Origin of the sequence: Amnibacterium sp. (genome assembly GCF_036559085.1) — a bacterium.
Taxonomy (GTDB): domain Bacteria; phylum Actinomycetota; class Actinomycetes; order Actinomycetales; family Microbacteriaceae; genus Amnibacterium.
On record NZ_DATBTU010000067.1, the window covers coordinates 85,983 to 101,806 of the forward strand.

General features: G+C 73.9%; 18 protein-coding genes and 2 pseudogenes. 3 read left to right on the forward strand and 17 right to left on the reverse strand.

Going from position 1 to position 15,824, the window contains the following annotated elements; translation table 11 throughout:
* Positions 1-62: 62 nt before the first annotated feature.
* From VIG76_RS12245 to VIG76_RS12270, 6 genes are all read right to left on the reverse strand, one after another.
* Complete coding sequence (locus VIG76_RS12245) at positions 63-992, reverse strand: tyrosine recombinase XerC (protein ID WP_331954514.1); 930 nt, start codon at positions 990-992, stop codon at positions 63-65.
* A 20-nt stretch (positions 993-1,012) separates the two neighbouring features.
* Positions 1,013-1,855, reverse strand: a complete 843-nt coding sequence (locus tag VIG76_RS12250) for a metallophosphoesterase (RefSeq protein ID WP_331954516.1) — start codon at positions 1,853-1,855, stop codon at positions 1,013-1,015.
* Positions 1,856-1,886: 31 nt separating this feature from the next.
* A complete protein-coding gene (locus VIG76_RS12255; protein ID WP_331954518.1) occupies positions 1,887-3,791 on the reverse strand; it encodes a serine/threonine-protein kinase in 1,905 nt (634 codons plus the stop codon).
* Between the two features lie 91 nt (positions 3,792-3,882).
* On the reverse strand, positions 3,883-5,064 hold the full coding sequence (gene dprA, locus VIG76_RS12260) for a DNA-processing protein DprA (RefSeq protein ID WP_331954520.1): 1,182 nt from the start codon (positions 5,062-5,064) through the stop codon (positions 3,883-3,885).
* Positions 5,061-6,599 (reverse strand): YifB family Mg chelatase-like AAA ATPase, encoded by a 1,539-nt coding sequence (locus VIG76_RS12265; protein WP_331954522.1) that lies wholly within the window; start codon positions 6,597-6,599, stop codon positions 5,061-5,063. The genes dprA and VIG76_RS12265 overlap by 4 nt, the downstream gene beginning before the upstream one ends.
* Positions 6,596-6,955: a YraN family protein gene (locus VIG76_RS12270; protein ID WP_331954524.1), complete on the reverse strand. Its 360-nt coding sequence runs from the start codon at positions 6,953-6,955 to the stop codon at positions 6,596-6,598. The genes VIG76_RS12265 and VIG76_RS12270 overlap by 4 nt, the downstream gene beginning before the upstream one ends.
* Positions 6,956-7,132: 177 nt before the next feature.
* Between VIG76_RS12270 and VIG76_RS12275 the strand changes: the two genes are divergently transcribed.
* On the forward strand, positions 7,133-7,951 hold the full coding sequence (locus VIG76_RS12275; RefSeq protein ID WP_331954526.1) for a hypothetical protein: 819 nt from the start codon (positions 7,133-7,135) through the stop codon (positions 7,949-7,951).
* A gap of 49 nt (positions 7,952-8,000) precedes the next feature.
* Here VIG76_RS12275 and VIG76_RS12280 read toward each other — a convergent pair whose 3' ends face one another.
* From VIG76_RS12280 to VIG76_RS12305, 6 genes are all read right to left on the reverse strand, one after another.
* On the reverse strand, positions 8,001-9,221 hold the full coding sequence (locus tag VIG76_RS12280) for an MFS transporter (protein ID WP_331954528.1): 1,221 nt from the start codon (positions 9,219-9,221) through the stop codon (positions 8,001-8,003).
* A gap of 149 nt (positions 9,222-9,370) precedes the next feature.
* Complete coding sequence (locus VIG76_RS12285) at positions 9,371-9,694, reverse strand: DUF2469 domain-containing protein (protein WP_297344813.1); 324 nt, start codon at positions 9,692-9,694, stop codon at positions 9,371-9,373.
* Between the two features lie 11 nt (positions 9,695-9,705).
* Positions 9,706-10,407 (reverse strand): ribonuclease HII, encoded by a 702-nt coding sequence (locus VIG76_RS12290; RefSeq protein ID WP_331954532.1) that lies wholly within the window; start codon positions 10,405-10,407, stop codon positions 9,706-9,708.
* Positions 10,404-11,147 carry a signal peptidase I gene (lepB, locus tag VIG76_RS12295; RefSeq protein ID WP_414640644.1) on the reverse strand — a complete coding sequence of 248 codons (744 nt, stop codon included), beginning with the start codon at positions 11,145-11,147 and terminating at the stop codon, positions 10,404-10,406. The genes VIG76_RS12290 and lepB overlap by 4 nt, the downstream gene beginning before the upstream one ends.
* A 106-nt stretch (positions 11,148-11,253) precedes the next feature.
* A complete protein-coding gene (gene rplS, locus VIG76_RS12300; protein ID WP_331954534.1) occupies positions 11,254-11,604 on the reverse strand; it encodes a 50S ribosomal protein L19 in 351 nt (116 codons plus the stop codon).
* Positions 11,605-11,754: 150 nt separating this feature from the next.
* Entirely contained in the window at positions 11,755-12,252 is a 498-nt protein-coding gene (locus VIG76_RS12305; protein WP_331954536.1) for a hypothetical protein, read from the reverse strand.
* Positions 12,253-12,358: 106 nt separating this feature from the next.
* Here VIG76_RS12305 and map point away from each other — a divergent pair, with 106 nt between their 5' ends.
* A complete protein-coding gene (map, locus tag VIG76_RS12310) occupies positions 12,359-13,126 on the forward strand; it encodes a type I methionyl aminopeptidase (RefSeq protein WP_331954538.1) in 768 nt (255 codons plus the stop codon).
* Between the two features lie 123 nt (positions 13,127-13,249).
* Here map and trmD read toward each other — a convergent pair whose 3' ends face one another.
* The 5 genes and pseudogenes from trmD to VIG76_RS12335 all read right to left on the reverse strand — a co-directional run.
* Positions 13,250-13,933: a tRNA (guanosine(37)-N1)-methyltransferase TrmD gene (gene trmD / locus VIG76_RS12315; RefSeq protein ID WP_331954540.1), complete on the reverse strand. Its 684-nt coding sequence runs from the start codon at positions 13,931-13,933 to the stop codon at positions 13,250-13,252.
* Between the two features lie 2 nt (positions 13,934-13,935).
* On the reverse strand, positions 13,936-14,595 hold the full coding sequence (gene rimM, locus VIG76_RS12320) for a ribosome maturation factor RimM (RefSeq protein ID WP_331954542.1): 660 nt from the start codon (positions 14,593-14,595) through the stop codon (positions 13,936-13,938).
* Positions 14,596-14,832: an RNA-binding protein gene (locus VIG76_RS12325; protein WP_331954544.1), complete on the reverse strand. Its 237-nt coding sequence runs from the start codon at positions 14,830-14,832 to the stop codon at positions 14,596-14,598. It lies immediately after the preceding gene.
* Positions 14,832-15,302: a 30S ribosomal protein S16 gene (gene rpsP / locus VIG76_RS12330; protein WP_331954546.1), complete on the reverse strand. Its 471-nt coding sequence runs from the start codon at positions 15,300-15,302 to the stop codon at positions 14,832-14,834. Before rpsP ends, VIG76_RS12325 begins: the two co-directional genes overlap by 1 nt.
* Before the next feature lie 205 nt (positions 15,303-15,507).
* A pseudogene (locus VIG76_RS12335) lies at positions 15,508-15,618 on the reverse strand (NAD-dependent epimerase/dehydratase family protein); the annotation flags it as partial.
* A gap of 2 nt (positions 15,619-15,620) precedes the next feature.
* Between VIG76_RS12335 and VIG76_RS12340 the strand changes: the two are divergent.
* A pseudogene (locus VIG76_RS12340) lies at positions 15,621-15,824 on the forward strand (preprotein translocase subunit SecY); the annotation flags it as partial.

Here is a 15,824-nt window from a genome sequence, read left to right on the forward strand (position 1 = left end):
CCTTCCTCGGCGGTCTGGAGCGGGCGGTGCTGCTGCCGCTCGACGACGGACCCGCGGGACCGTCATCCGGCCTCCTCCTGGACGGCGCGCGGATGCGCGAGCCGGTAGCTCTCGGTGAGCCGCTCCATGGAGACGTGGGTGTAGATCTGCGTCGTGCCGAGGCTCGCGTGGCCGAGGATCGCCTGCACAGCGCGCAGGTCGGCGCCGCCGTCGAGCAGGTGGGTCGCGGCGGAGTGCCGCAGGGTGTGCGGCCCGGACGGCCCCGACCCGGGGACCGCCTCGAGCAGGCGCGACACGAGCCGGTGGACGCTGCGCGGGCCGATGCGCGCGCCGCGGTCGCCGAGGAAGAGGGCGGCGCCGGGGCCGTCGCCGCGGGCCGCCAGCGCGGGCCGCCCGCGCTCGAGGTAGGTCGACAGCGCCCTGGCCGCCGGCACGCCGAACGGGACGACCCGCTGCTTGTCCCCCTTGCCCGTGACCCGCACGGTGAGCGCGCCGAGATCGAGGTCGTCGACGTCGGCGCCGCACGCCTCCGAGACGCGGAGGGCGGAGCCGTAGAGGAGCTCGACGATCGCGAGGTCGCGCTGCGCCTCGGGCGCCCCCTCCGCCGCCCGGCCCTCGAGCCCCTCGAAGAGCTCGCGCATCTGCTCGCCGCCGACGACGCGCGGCAGCCTGCCCTGCGCCTTGGGGGCGCGCAGCCGGGCTCCGGCGTCGGTCGGGGCGTGTCCCGAGCGGTGCAGCCACGCGGTCAGGCTTCTGGCGGCGGCCGCCCTGCGCGCGAGGGTGGCGCGGGCGAGGCCCGCGCTGCTGGCCGCCCAGAGCCAGTCCCGCAGCAGCTCGAGGTCGAGGTCGGCGGCGTCGGTGACCTCGCGGTTCGCGGCGAAGCGGGCGAGGTCGGCGAGGTCGGATCCGTACGAGCCGATCGTGTGCGCCGAGTAGCCGCGCTCGTGCTCGAGGTGCAGCCGATGTGCCTCGAGCGCCTCGGGAAGGAGCATGCCGACCAGGATGCGGCGGGTCAGGCCTCGACGTCGACGCCCATGCCGTCGAAGACCGCATCCGGGGTCTCGGCGATCACCTCGGTGCCGTCGGCCGGCAGCAGCGACCAGCCGACCCGGCCGTCGTCGTAGCAGGTGAGGACGCCCACCGCGCGGCCCCCGTCGAGGCCGGCGACACCGCCGCCCGGCGCACGGAGGGCGATCGTGTACGCGGTCGCCGGGGCGACGAACACCGGGACGCCCGCGAAGACGCTGGTCGTGGCGTAGTGGAGATGGCCGCCGAGGATCGCCCGCACGTCCGTGCCGGCGAGGGCGGCGGCGAGCCGGTCCTGCCCCGTGAGGTGCAGCCGCTGCAGGCCGGTCACCTCGACCGGTACGGGCGGATGGTGCAGGGCGATGACGGTGCCGTGCTCGGCGGGCTCGGCGAGCACCGCGCGGAGCCGGTCGAGCTGCTCGTCGTCGAGGCCGCCCTCGACCCGGCCGGGGATCGACGTGTCGAGCAGCACGAGCCGGAGGCCTCGCACGTCGTGCACGGCGTCGATGGGATCGGCGGAGGGCGGGAGGCCGAGCAGGTGCTCGCGCATCGCCGCGCGGTCGTCGTGGTTGCCGGGCACGGGGAGCACGCCGAGGGCTGCGGCGTCGAGCACGGCTCTCGCCGCCCGGTAGGCGTCCGCCTCCCCCTCGTCGGCCACGTCGCCGGTGTGCACGACGGCGTCGACCGGCACGCCGCTGCGGGCCAGGGCGTCGAGCGCCGCCGCGAAGGTGTCGCCGGTGCGGACGCGGCCGTGCAGCAGCCCCGAGGCGGTGAAGTGGCTGTCGCTGATGTGGCCGATGCGATGGGTCGCTGCGGGCTCCCGGCTCATGGCCGTCACTGTAGCGAGGACCCCGGACGCGTCAGCCGGTGGTCTCCGAGTCGATCTTCAGCACGCCGTCCTGCCGCACGAGCCGGAACGTGTCGTGCTCGACGGTACGCGTGCCGTCCTTCGCGACGTAGGTGAGCGTGGCGCTCGCCGCATCCGGGGCGCTACCGCTGACGCCGGTCGCCGTGACGCTGCTGTACTGCCCCCAGAACTCGTCGTAGTACGCGCGCCCCTGCGCCTTGCCCTGCTGGAAGGCGGCCGTGAGGCGGTTCCAGCCGGCGTCGGTGTTGCCGGGCAAGAAGGCGAAGTAGCTCCGGATGGCGTCGGCGAGCTGCGCGCTCGTCGGCCTGCCGGTCGCGGGGGCGGAGCTCGACGAGGCGGTCGGCTTCGACGTGGGCGTCGCCGTGGCGGAGGGCGTCTCGGTCGGCGTCGGGCTCGGCGACGCCGGCGACGGCGTCGGGCTCGGGGAGGCGGAGGTGGGGCGCGGGCTGGGGGACGCCGGTGCGGACGAGTGCGCGGGCGCCTTCGCCGAGGTGCTCGGCGCCGGTGACGGGCGTTGCGCGATGAGCGCGACGCCGCCGACGAGCGCGGTGAGCACGATGATCGCCAGGACGACGATCAGGGCTGTGAGGCCTCGACGGGGGCCGTCTCCCCCGGCGTCGTCGGCTTCATCGGCGGGCGGCGCGGGGGGCGCGGGGTCCTCGGCGAGCACCATCGGCGCGGCCGGGGCAGCCGGCGACGGAGTCGCCACATCCGGTGGCGCGACGGGCGCTGCGGCCGCATCCTGCGCAGGGGCGAGCACGGCCGCAGCAGCGATCTGGCCCCCGGCGGCCACCGGCGCGGTCTCCGGCCCGGGTTCGGGCTCCGGCTCCGGCTCCGGCTCCGGCTGGACATCCTCGACCGGTTCCGGTTCCGGTTCCGGTTCCGGTTCCGGTTCCGGTTCCGGTTCCGGTTCCGGTTCCGGCTCCGGTTCCGGCTCGGCCGCCGCTGCCGCGGCCGCCGCCACGGCGGCTGCGGGCAGGACAGCGGTCGGGGCGTCGTCGTCCTCGTGCCACGCGGACGTGGCCTCGGGCTCGACGTCGCGGCCGGGCAGGGGCTGCGTGATCGGCTCGGACTCCGCGGAGTGCTGCAGCAGGTCGAGGCGGCCGGCGACCTCGCGCATGGTCGGGCGGCGCGCGGGATCCGCGGCGAGCATGTCGAGCAGCAGCGGCCCGAGCGCTCCGGCGTGCCGAGGCGGCGTGAACTCGCCCATCGCGACTCGGTGGAGTACGGCGATGGAGTTCAGGTCGGTGCCGAACGGCGGCTCGCCCTCGACGGCGGCGTAGAGGGTGGAGCCGAGCGAGAAGACGTCCGAGAGGAAGGTGGAGTCGTCGCCGCGCGCGACCTCCGGCGCGAGGTACGCCGGCGTGCCGTGCACGAGGCCCGTCGACGTGAGGGTGGTGTCACCGAGCGCGCGGGAGATGCCGAAGTCGCTGATCATCGCCCGGCCGTCCTCGGCGATCAGCACGTTGCCGGGCTTGACGTCGCGGTGCACGATGCCGAGCTCGTGGGCGGCCGCGAGCGCCGAGGCGATCTGCGCGCCGATGTGCGCGACCTCGCGAGGCGGCAGCGGGCCGTGCTCGCGGAGCAGGGCCGACAGCGGCGTCGACGGCACGTACTGCATGACGAGGCACGGCTGCCCGTCCTGCTCGACGGCGTCGAAGACGGGCACGGCGTTCGGATGGTGCAGGCGGGCGGCGATCCGCGCCTCGCGCATCGCGCGGTTCTTCGCGAGCTCCGCCTCGGCGTCGGAGACGCCGGCCTGGGTGCGGAGCTGCTTCACCGCCACGGGTCGCTCGAGCAGCTCGTCCCAGCCCTCCCAGACGACCCCCATGCCGCCGGCGGCGATGACCTTGACCAGGCGGTACCGCTCGCTGAGGAGGGCGGAGCGCAGTTCCACGGTCGGCCACTCCCCTCGCCCGATCCCTTGCGAGCGGGGCGAGCCTAGGGGTGCATGCCGGGGAGGAGGTGGGAGTGTCGCAGGACGTCGCTCAGCGACCGACTCGCCGCCATCCGCCGTCGCCGGCCTGCTCAGCGACACCTTCGAGCGCGAGCATCCCGAGCACGCCGGCGGTGTCCACGACGCTCAGACCGGCCCGTCGTGCGACGTCGGCCGTCGACCGGGAGCGGGCGCCGAGCGCGTCGAGCACGCGTCGTTCCATCGGATCGGCCGGTGGCTCGAGCCCATCCAGCGTCGGTGCGTCGTCCGGATCCGCGACCAGCTCCGCCATGTCCGCGGCGTCGCGGACGCAGACGGCGTCGTACTCGCGCAGCAGCCGGTGGCAGCCCGCCGAGGTCGCCGAGTAGACCGAGCCGGGTACCGCGCCGAGCGGGCGCCCGAGCGCCGCGGCGTGGCCGGCCGTGTTCAGGGATCCGGACCGCGCTCCGGCCTCGAGCACCACGGTCGCGCGGCTCGCCGCGGCGATGAGCCGGTTCCGCTGGAGGAAGCGCCACTTGGTGGGCGCGAAGCCGCACGGCAGCTCGGCGAGCACGGCACCCTCGGCGGCGATGCGGCGCAGCAGCTGCTCGTGGCCGCTCGGGTAGAAGCGGTCGAGGCCGCCCGCGAGCACGGCCACGGTCGTGCCGCCGCTCGCGAGCACGGCGCGGTGGGCGGTGCCGTCGATGCCGTAGGCGGCGCCGGAGACGACCGCGAAGCCGCGATCGGCGAGGCCCGCCGCCGCATCGGTGGCCACCCGCTCGCCGTAGCCGGTGGCGGCGCGCGCGCCGACGAGCGCGATCGACCGGCCAAGGCGCGCGACCGCGTCCGGGTCGCCGAGGCACCAGAGCGCGAGCGGCGCGTGGACGCCGAGGTCGTCGACACCGACGGGCCACGCGTCGTCCCCGGGCAGCAGCAGCCGGATGCCGAGGTGGGCGGCGTTCCGGAACGCGCGGAGCGCCGTGTCGCCGTCGAGGCGCGACCGCCAGCGGTCGAAGCCCTCGACGAGCTCGCGACGCTCCGACGGCGGCGCGCCTCCGTCGAGGAGGGCGAGCGCCTCGGCGGCACCGAAGGCGCCCACGAAGGCGCCGGCGACGCCGTCGCCGGGCTCGGTGATGCCGGTCCAGGCCCCACGTGCGAACGCCTCGGGCGCCCGCACCGGATCGCCCGCGTCGGGCCGCACGCCGGCGACGGCGGCGACGAGCTCGTCGTCGCTCCGGCCGAGCAGGCCGCTCATCGGACGTCCGCCCGGAGGCTGAGCGCGGTGCCGAGCTCCCGGCGGCCGGGCCGCGGCACGTCCGCGAGGTCGGCGACGGTCCAGGCCAGCCGGAGCACCCGGTCGTAGCCGCGCATCGTCAGGTGTCCCTTCTCGAGGGCCCGGTCGAGCGGCGCCCGCACCTCCGGCGCCAGCCGCCGGTCCGGATGCCGCCACCACGGCCCGGGCACGTCGCCGTTCACCGTCCAGGGCGTGCCGGCCAGCCGGGCGGCGGACCGGGCGCGGGCCGTCTCCACGCGGGCCCTCGCCTCCGACGTGGGGATCCCGGGCTGCTCGTCCCGCATCCGCAGCTGCGCGGCCGAGACGCGATCGACCCGCAGCCGGATGTCGATCCGGTCGAGCAGCGGCCCGGAGAGGCGGTCGAGGTAGCGGCGCCGGGCGACCGACGGGCAGCTGCACTCGCCGTCCTTGGTGCCGAACTGCCCGCAGGGGCACGGGTTGGCGGCGAGCACCAGCTGGAACCGGCCCGGGAACCTCGCCGTGGCAGCTGCCCGCTCGATCGTGATGCGCCCGGACTCGAGCGGCTGGCGGAGGGCGTCGAGCGCGGCGGGGGTGAACTCGGGTGCCTCGTCGAGGAAGAGGATGCCGCCGGAGGCCCGGGCGGCGGCGCCGGGCCGGATCCAGGCGCTGCCGCCGCCGACGATCGCTGCCGGGGTCGCCGTGTGGTGCGGCGCCTGCCACGGCGGCCGACGGCGCAGCCCGCCGGCGACCGCCTCACCCGCGAGCGAGGCGATGCAGGTCGCGTCGAGCGCCGCCGCCTCGTCGAGGTCGGGCAGCAGGCCGGCCAGGCGCGTGGCGAGCATCGTCTTGCCGGCACCGGGCGGACCGACCATGAGCACGTGATGCGCCCCTGCCGCGGCGACCAGCAGGGCGGCCACAGCCTCGTCGTTGCCGACCACGTCGGCGAGGTCGGGCGCCGGCGGCTCCGCCACCTCGATCGACCGGTCGGGCACCGGATCCACGGGGACCGGCTCGAGCTCGGCCCCGTGCACGATGGCGAGCGCACGCAGGCTGGGCACGGCGAGGATCCGCACACCGGAGACCAGGGAGGCCTCCGCCTCGTTGGCGGTGGGGACGACGACCGTGCGGCGCCCGTTCGCGCGGGCGGCGAGCACCGACGGGAGCACACCCGGCACCGGCCGGAGCCGCCCGTCGAGCCCGAGCTCGCCGATGTGCACGACCCCGTCGATCGCTCCGGCGTCGATCACCCCCTGCGTGACGAGCACGGCGACGGCGATGCCGAGGTCGAAGGCCGAGCCGTGCTTCGGCAGCGCTGCCGGCGACAGGTTCACGGTGAGATGCCGGGTCGGCATCTCGAAGCCGGAGTGCTCGATCGCGCTCCGCACGCGGGCCTGCGCCTCGCGGAGCGCCGCGTCGGGCAGGCCGACCAGCTTCAGGCCCGGCTTCTGGTTCGTCAGGGCCGCCTCGATGTCGACGAGCCGGCCGGTGAGGCCGAGCAGCGCCACCGCCGTCGCCCGGCCCGGAGCGCCGCTCATGCCGCTGCCCGCAGGTGGTCGATGCTCGCCGGCGCGCGGAGCGGCGCGAGCACGCCGATCAGGTCGATGCGCGTCGAGCGCGCCCGGACGGCCGGATGCGCCCGCCGCCAGGCGCCGGCGAGCACGCAGAGCCGCGTGAGCTTCGCATCCGTCACCCCCTCGAGCGGGTCCCCGTACGCGCGGCTGCGACGCGTCTTCACCTCGACGATCACGAGCTCGCCGTCGTCGAGGGCGACGATGTCGACCTCGCCGGCCGGGCAGCGCCAGTTGCGGTCGAGCACCCGCCAGCCCATGCGGCTGAGGTGGTCGGCGGCCAGCTGCTCACCGAGCCGGCCCAGGTCGTCCTTCGCGGTCACGGGGGCAGCCTGGGCTGCCGGGGGTGGCGGCCGGTCGCGGACGTGCACGAGTTGCCCGGGAATGCCCGGGTGGATCGGCTGTGGAGGAGCGGATGTGCGTGATTTCCGGTATTGAGCGCCGGAGATCCGGCGTCCGAGCATGAGCGCACCCCACCTCGAAAGGAGCGCTCGAACCCGATGCGCAGGTCACTCACCCTCCTCCTCGCCTCCGCTGCCGCGGTCGCCCTCACGGTCGGCGCCGCCGGTGCCGCCGACGCCTCGCCGCGCTCGACGATCCAGGTCGACGTCTCGTCGACCGGTTCCGTGCGGATCGCCCGCTCGCTGCCGTCCGGCTTCCTGAAGCTCGATGTGAACGGCGCCGTCGGCCAGAACGTCCAGATCGTCCATCCGCGGCACGGCGCGTCGGTCGCCGACCTCGTCCGCGACGGCAACGCCGTGAACAGGGGCGACGCGAGCGGCCTCGAGCGCGACTTCACCGCGGTCGGCGGGAGCGGGACGGGCACCGACCTCTTCGTCCGCCTCAGCCCGGGCACCTACTACCTGGCGTCGACCGCGGTGCCGACGCTGACGACGAAGCTGGTCACCGTCGTGAAGGTCTGCGGCGACCGCGTCGCGACGAGGTCGCCGCGGATCACGGGCACGGTCACCGCCGTCGGCGAGATGAGCTGGGCGAAGTGGCCGAAGACGATCGGCCACGAGGGCACCCTGCAGTTCGTCAACGCGAGCAGCGACTGGCACTTCGCGGAGCTGCTGCAGCTGAAGCCGGGCGTCACCTACCAGCAGCTGAAGGACGTCATCGAGAGCAACGGCGACCCGAGCACCATCTCGTCGCCGACCGCCGCGGTGTACGACACCGGCGTGATGTCGCCGCACCACGCCCAGCTCTCGACCTACGACCTGCCGAAGGGCCACTACGCCCTCATGTGCTGGTGGCCGGACGCGAACGGCGTGCCGCACGCGGTGATGGGGATGTTCCGCCTCATCGACCTGCGCTGATCACCGGGCGCGACCGCCTCGGGGCCCCGCGCCCCGGGGCGGTCGCGTGTCAGTCGGCGAGCGCGAGCCGCCGCACCCCGAACCGGCGCAGCTCGGGCGCGAACGCGAGCGCGAGGCCCACGGCGAGGAAGAGGATCATCGCGACCGGCAGCGAACCGAGCCCGGCGGTGTCGAGCAGCACCGAGCCGAGCAGGGCTCCACCCCCGATCCCCACGTTGAACGCCGTCGTCTGGAGGGCGCCCGCGACGTCACGGGTCCGCGGCGACGCGGTCCGCATCATCCGCGTCTGCAGCATCGCCGGCACCCCGCCGAAGGCGACGCCCCACACCGCGAACGCGACGAGCTCCACAGGAGTGCTGCGCACCGCGAGGGCGAGCACCAGCACCGAGGCCATGACCGCGAGCACCATGGCGACGAAGCCGCGCTTCGGCACGCGGTCCGCGACGAAGCCGGCGAGCACGAGGCCGACGGCACCCGCGCCGCCGAACAGGAACAGCAGCATCGGCACGGATGCCGCAGGCTGGTGCACCGCCCCGGTGAGCCAGGGCGCGACGTAGGTCGAGAGCGTGTTCTGCCCGATCATCAGCGTGAGGATCGCCGCGCAGAGCAGGATCACGCCGCGCAGCGAGCGGTCCTCGCGCAGCGGCAGCGCGATCTCGCCCGTCGCGAGCGGCTGCCGGTGCTGCACCGGCGGCAGGAAGACCACGACGACGACCGCGAGCACCAGCACGATGCCGCCGATGAGCACGAACGCGGTTCGCCAGCCGAGGGCGTGGCCGATCGCGGTCCCGACAGGCACGCCGAGCACGAACGCCGCGGATCCGCCCGCCGCGGTGATCGCGATCGCGCGGCCGAGCCGCTTACCGGCGACGAGGTAGGCGGGATAGGTGGCGACGACTCCCCAGAACAAGCCGTGCGCCGCCCCGCCGAGGATCCGCGCCCCGACGAGCACCCCGTAGCTCGGAGCGAGCCCGGCGAGCACGTTCGCCACGGCGATCACGGCGAGCACCACGACGACGAGACGCTTCCGCGAGAAGCGGCGGGTCAGCGTGGTGAGCGGCGTGGTCGCCGCCACGACGGTGCCGGCGAAGATCGAGACGAGCAACCCGGTCGTGGCGACCCCGACGCCGAGGCCCTTCGCCATGTCGGGCAGCAGCCCGGTCGGCAGGAACTCGCTCGTCACCGACACGAAGATCGCGCCCGCGAGGGTCAGCAGACCGACCCACGGGAACGGAGGGAGGACTGAGGGCGAGGACGCACGCGTGGACACGACAGGACCGATCGGATTCGAGAGGAGGCGACCGTCGATGCGGCCGGGCGCTTGCAGCGCTGGAAGATGACGCCGTCGTCGGGAACATTCAACCGGACGGATCCGGCCGACACGCGGACCGCTCAGGATCCACGCAGCGCGAGTGCGCGCTACTCGTCGAGCGCGAGCTCCTGGGGCAGCTCGAGCTCCTTCGCGGAGAGCTCCTCGACGTTCACGTCCTTGAACGTGAGCACCCGGACGCTCTTCACGAAGCGGTCGGCCCGGTACACGTCCCACACCCACACGTCGTGCATCTGCAGCTCGAAGTAGAAGTCGTGCTCGGTGTCGCGGCGCGTGAGCTCCACCTCGTTCGCGAGGTAGAAGCGCCGCTCGGTCTCGACGACGTACTTGAACTGGCTGACCACGTCGCGGTACTCGCGATACAGGGCCAGCTCGACCTCACGGTCGTAGTCCTCGATCTCGTCGTCGTCCATCGGACCCAAGTCTACGGTCGCGCGCCGGGAACGCCGGGCTCCGCAGCGTCCTCGGGGACGGCGTGCAGCCAGGTCGTGCGGTGCCAGTCGCAGGGGCCGTGGTCCCGGATGGCTGCGTAGTGGTCCCGGGACGCGTAGCCCTTGTTGCTGCGCCAGTTGTAGACCGGATGGGTCTCGTGCCGCTCGATCATCAGGCCGTCCCGATGCACCTTGGCGATGACGGATGCCGCCGACACGGTCGCGCAGTCGCGGTCGGCCTTGATACGGGTCACCACCCTGGGCAGGACCGCGACGCCGAGGGCGACGAGGCCGGGGGTCAGGTAGTCCCAGTTGCCGTCGAGCACCACGACCGCGCCGTCGATCGCGACGCCGGCCGCGGCGAGGGCGACGATCGCTCGGGCGCCGGCGAGCCCGAGCGCGCGGGTGAGGCCCTGCCCGTCGATCTCCGCGTTCGTCGCGAGCCCGACGGCGGATGCGGCGGCCCAGCCGGCGACGCGGGGCGCGAGGGCGACGCGCTGCGGCTCGGGCAGCAGCTTCGAGTCGCGCATCCCCGCGGGGATGCGCTTCCGGGTCGGATCGAGCACCGCCACACCGACGCCGAGCGGCCCCGCGATGGCGCCGCGGCCGACCTCGTCGCAGCCGATGACGACCGTCGCGCCCGCCGCGACGAGCGACCGCTCGAGCGCGAGTCCCGGCGGACGGCCGGCGCTCATCCGGCCTTCGGGACCCCGGCGAAGGTGTCGGGGTAGTTCGAGAGCACGCTCCAGCGGCTGATCGGCCAGGAGATGACGAAGGCGCGGCCGACGACGTCCTTGATCGGCACGTACCCGTGGCTCGGGGTGTCGGTGTTGTAGCGGGAGTCCTTCGAGTTGTACCGATTGTCGCCCATCACCCAGAGGTCACCGCTCGGCACCGTCACGTCGAACGACGTGCCGGAGACGGCGGTGGTGCCCGGCTGCTTCAGCACGTACGGCTCGTCCAGCGGGGTGCCGTTCACACTCATCTGACCGAGGGCGTTGCAGCAGACGACGTGATCGCCGGGCAGGCCGATCACGCGCTTGATCAGGTGATCGTTCGCGTCCCGCGACGACATCCCGACCAGTGAGAGCACCTGGTCCGCGACCGCCTCGATCGGGGTCTGCGGCGCGGCGACCGTCGGCTCGAGCCACTCCCCCGGGTCCTTGAACACGACGACGTCGCCGCGGTGCAGCGGGACGAGGCCCGGCACGAGCTCGTCGACGAGGATCCGGTCGTTCACCTGGAGCGTGTTCTCCATCGACTCCGACGGGATGTAGAACGACCGGATCAGGAACGTCTTGATCAGGAACGAAGCGACGACGGCGACGACGACGATCACGACGAGGTCGCGCAGGAACGCTGCGGTCCCCCGGTCCCGCCTGCCCTCGCGTCGACGCGGGCGCCGGTCCGCCGGGTTCTGCGGAGGGCTCTCGATCACGTGCGAAGCCTCCCCGGCACGGCGACGGACCCGCACCGCGGGCCAGTGTACGACCCGGCCCGAAGGGGGTCGTCAGGCGGACCGGCGAGGCCCGCCCGCGCGATCAGGCGTCGCGCTTCTCCTTGATCTTCGCCTTCTTGCCGCGCAGCTCGCGCAGGTAGTAGAGCTTCGCGCGGCGCACATCACCCTTGGTGACGACCTCGATGTGGTCGATCACCGGGGAGTGCACCGGGAAGGTGCGCTCGACGCCGACCTGGAAGCTGACCTTGCGGACCGTGAAGGTCTCGCGCACGCCGGCGCCCGAGCGGCGGATGACGGCACCCTGGAAGACCTGGATACGGCTCCGGTTGCCCTCGACGATGTTCACGTGCACGCGCACGGTGTCACCGGGACGGAACTCCGGGACGTCGGATCGGAGGCTCGCGGCGTCGACCGCGTCGAGAAGCTGGCTCATGACATGTCTCCCTGGGCTCGCCGCCGGTCGTCCCGGATCGTGGCGCCGGTCGGCGCCGCTGAAGAGGAGGCCGCTGGACTGAGAAGAAGGTCCCCCTGCGGCAGGACCGGCCGCGGCACGATCCACCATTCTGCCACAGCCCGGGCGCCCTCAGCGATCGGACGGCTTGATCACCACGTACTCCCCCGCGTCGATCGGGGTGCGCGCCGGCTGCGACGCGTAGCCGAAGGCCGCGAGGGTCTGCCGCATCCGGGTGCGGACATCGGTGACGAGCTCCCGGCCGGCGAGCCAGAAGCCGCCGATGAGCGCCGCGACGGCGAGCACGCCGAACCAGGCCGTCGCCGCGCCGAAGAAGCCGAAGCCGGTCAGGACGACGGTGAGCACCGCGATGACGGCGCTGTCCGCGGCTCCGAGCATCCGGCGCCTCCGCACCGTCGCGCGGGCCGTGAAGATCGCGGCGAGGGCGAGCAGCGCCACGGCGAGCAGCGGCGCGAGCAGCGTGACGCTGAGGAAGCCGCCGAGGCCGCCGCCCCAGATCGCGTAACCCGTCAGCACCCAGAGCGGCAGCACGACCACGGCCGCGAACTGCCACACGAACGCCGCGCGCCCGATCAGGGCGCCTGGGACCGTGCGGATCATGTCTGACATGCCGGAAGCGTAGATCCGGCCGCTCGGCAGGGGTACCGGGTTCGCCCAGGGCGTGCTGAGGATCCCCGCACGAGCAGCCCGCGGCCTCGGTCTAGGGTCGGATCCCGTGATCGAGTTGCGCACCCAGGCCGAGATCGAGGCGATGCGGCCCGCCGGTCGGTTCGTCGCGAGCGTGCTCGAACGGCTCGCCGCCGAGACGCGCGTCGGCATCAACCTGCTCGACCTCGACCGGATCGCACACGAGATGATCCGGGAGCGCGGCGCGGAGAGCTGCTACATCGACTACCACCCCTCGTTCGGCGCGATGCCGTTCGGCAAGGTGCTCTGCACCTCCGTCAACGACGCGGTGCTGCACGGCCTCCCCCACGACTACCGGGTGCAGGACGGCGACGTCGTCAGCCTCGACTTCGCCGCGAGCGTCGACGGGTGGGTCGCCGACAGCGCGATCACGGTCATCGCCGGCACGGCGCGGCCGGAGGACGAGCGGCTGATCGCCACGACGCAGGAGGCCCTTGCGGCCGCCATCGCGGAGGCCCGGCCGGGCAACCGCCTCGGCGACGTCTCCGGCGCGATCGGCGCCGTCTGCCACGACGCGGGCTACACCGTGAACCTCGAGTTCGGCGGCCACGGCGTCGGGCACACCATGCACGGCGACCCGCACGTGCCGAACGACGGGCGTCGCAACCGCGGGCTGAAGCTGCGGCCCGGGCTCGTCATCGCGATCGAGCCGTGGCTGCTCGAGTCGACGAACCGCATCAGGACGGATCCGGACGGCTGGACGCTCCGCAGCGTCGACGGCTCCCGGGGCGCGCACTCGGAGCACACGGTCGCGATCACCGACGGCGATCCGATCGTCCTCACCGCCCGCGGCTGACCGCCCGCCACCGGGCGCCGGCGCTCCCACGAGTGCTGTCCGCACGGACAACTGGTGCCGCTGAATCACCGACAGATGTCCGCACAGACAGCAGACGCGGGCCGAGCCCGACGGAGCTCCGGCTCAGGCGGGCGGCAGCAGGTCGGGGCGGATGCGGCGGGTGCGGTCGAGCGCCTGCGCGCGGCGCCAGGCGTCGACGGCGCCGTGGTCGCCGGAGCGGAGCACCGCCGGCACCTCGAGGTCGCGCCACACGGCGGGCTTCGTGTACGAGGGGTACTCGAGCAGCCCGTCCTCGTGGCTCTCCTCGTCGAGGCTCGCCGGGTTGCCGAGCACGCCCGGCAGGAGGCGGGCGGTGGCCTCGATCATCGCGAGCGCGGCGACCTCGCCGCCGTTCAGCACGAAGTCGCCGAGGCTCACCTCGAGCACCCTGGCACGGGCGGCGGTGTGCTCGACCACGCGCTGGTCGATGCCCTCGTAGCGGCCGCAGCAGAAGACGAGGTGCGGCTCGGCGGCGAAGCGGCGGGCGGTCGCCTGGTCGAACGGCTGCCCGGCGGGCGTGAGGAACACGACGAGCGGATCGTCGTCGACGAGCGTGTCGAGCGCCTCGCCCCACGGCTCCGGCCGCATCACCATGCCGGCGCCGCCGCCGTAGGGGGTGTCGTCGACGGTGCGGTGCCGGTCGTGGGTGAAGTCGCGGAGGTCGACGGCGCGCACGTCGAGCAAGCCGCCTTGGCGGGCCTTGCCGATGAGCGAGACGTCGAGCAGCGCCACCAGCTCCGGGAAGATGGTGACGACGTCGATCCGCACGGTCAGTCCTGGTCGGCGGGCGGATCCGCCTCGGCGACCGCGGTCTCAACCGGCGTCTCGCCGACGGCCTGCTCGTCCGGCGCCTGCTCGTCGGGGTTCCTGGGCGCGTCGTCGGGCAGCTCCTCGAAGAGGCCGTCGGGCGGCGTCACGACGATGCGGCGGCGCTCGACGTCGACCTCCGGGACGATCGCCCGCACGAACGGCACGAGCACCTCGCGGTCCCCCACCTTCACGACGAGCAGGTCCTGCGCCGGGAAGTGCTCGAGCCGATCGATCACCCCGACGACCGCGCCGTCGCGGACGACGTCGAGGCCGACCAGCTGGTGGTCGTACCACGCGTCGGGCTCAGCGGCCTCGGCCGGGTCCTGATCGATCCAGAGGATCGCCTTCGTCAGGCTCTCGGCGGCCGTGCGGTCACCCACGCCGGCGAAGAAGCCGACCGGGTGCCCGTTGTACCAGCGCAACTCCGCGAGCTCGAGGCGCTTGCCGTGCCACGGCGAGGTCTCGGGGACCTGGAGCGAGAACGACGCGCCGGGCGTGAAGCGCCGGTCGGGGTCGTCCGTGAAGAGCTCGAGCTTCAGCCCGCCCTTCAGGCCGTGCGGCTTCGTGAGGCGCCCGACCCGCAGCTGCGTCTGCGCGGAACGGGCCCGTGCGGCGGCCACCTACCTGTCGACGTCGACGACGTCGACGCGCACGGAGCGACCGTCGGCGAGCGCACCGATCACGGTGCGGAGCGCCTTCGCGGTGCGGCCGGCGCGGCCGATGACCCGGCCGAGATCGGCCGGGTCGACGCGCACCTCGAGCAGCTCGCCGCGGGGGGTCGACCGCGAGTCCACCTGGACGGCGTCCGGATGGTCGACGATCCCCTTGACGAGGTGCAGCAGCGCGGCCTTCAGCATCAGGAGTTGTCGGCCTGCTCGGGCGTCTCGTGCACGACGGTGGTGCCGGACTCGGCCTCGTCGACGCGCTCCGCGTCGGCCTCGGCGTCGGCCTGCACGGCGGCGACGGCGTCCTTGACCTCGGACTTCGGACGGACGACCGGGTTCTTCTTGGCGTCGGGCTGGAAGGCGACCTTCTCGCCCTTCACCTCGACGCGGTTCTGGGCGTTCGCGTCACCCTTGAAGCGACCCCAGTCACCGGTGAGCTTGAGGAGCGCGGCGACCTGCTCGGTCGGCTGCGCGCCGACGCCGAGCCAGTACTGCGCCCGGGCCGAGTCGACCTCGATGACGGAGGGGTGCTCGGTCGGGTGGTACTTCCCGATCTCCTCGATGACGCGGCCGTCGCGCTTGGTGCGCGAGTCGGCGACGACGATGCGGTAGTAGGGGGCTCGGATCTTGCCGAGCCGCTTCAGGCGGATCTTGACAGCCACGGTCTGGTGTTCCTCACATGCGAGACGAATTTGAGAGCATCCGGCGGTCCGGGGGCGTGGGGCACACCCGGTGCGGAAGCAAGACGATCCGCCCGCGTGCCCGGATAGAGGGTCGGGGCTCGCGGACCCGACGGACCATTCTGCCAGATCCCGGGCGCCGACGGCGACGAAGCGGGAGAACCGGGAGGTTCGCGGCGCGTCGGCGTCACGCCGAGGCGGCGGCGAGGCGCTGCAGGCCGCGGGTCAGGCCCACCTCGGGCGTCCAGGCGAGGTCGCGCCGGGTGCGCCGCTGGTCGAACCAGTGGGCGGTGGAGAGCCATCACCAACGAGGCCTGGTGGGCCATGGTGCTGATGGTCATCACGATGACCGCCGGCACCGGCCTCATCATGTGGATGGGCGAGCTCATCACCGAGCGCGGCGTCGGCAACGGCATGTCGCTGCTGATCTTCACCTCGATCGCGGCCCGCTTCCCGCAGTCGATCATCGCGATCGGTCAGGCGCAGAGCCCGGAGGTCGCGATC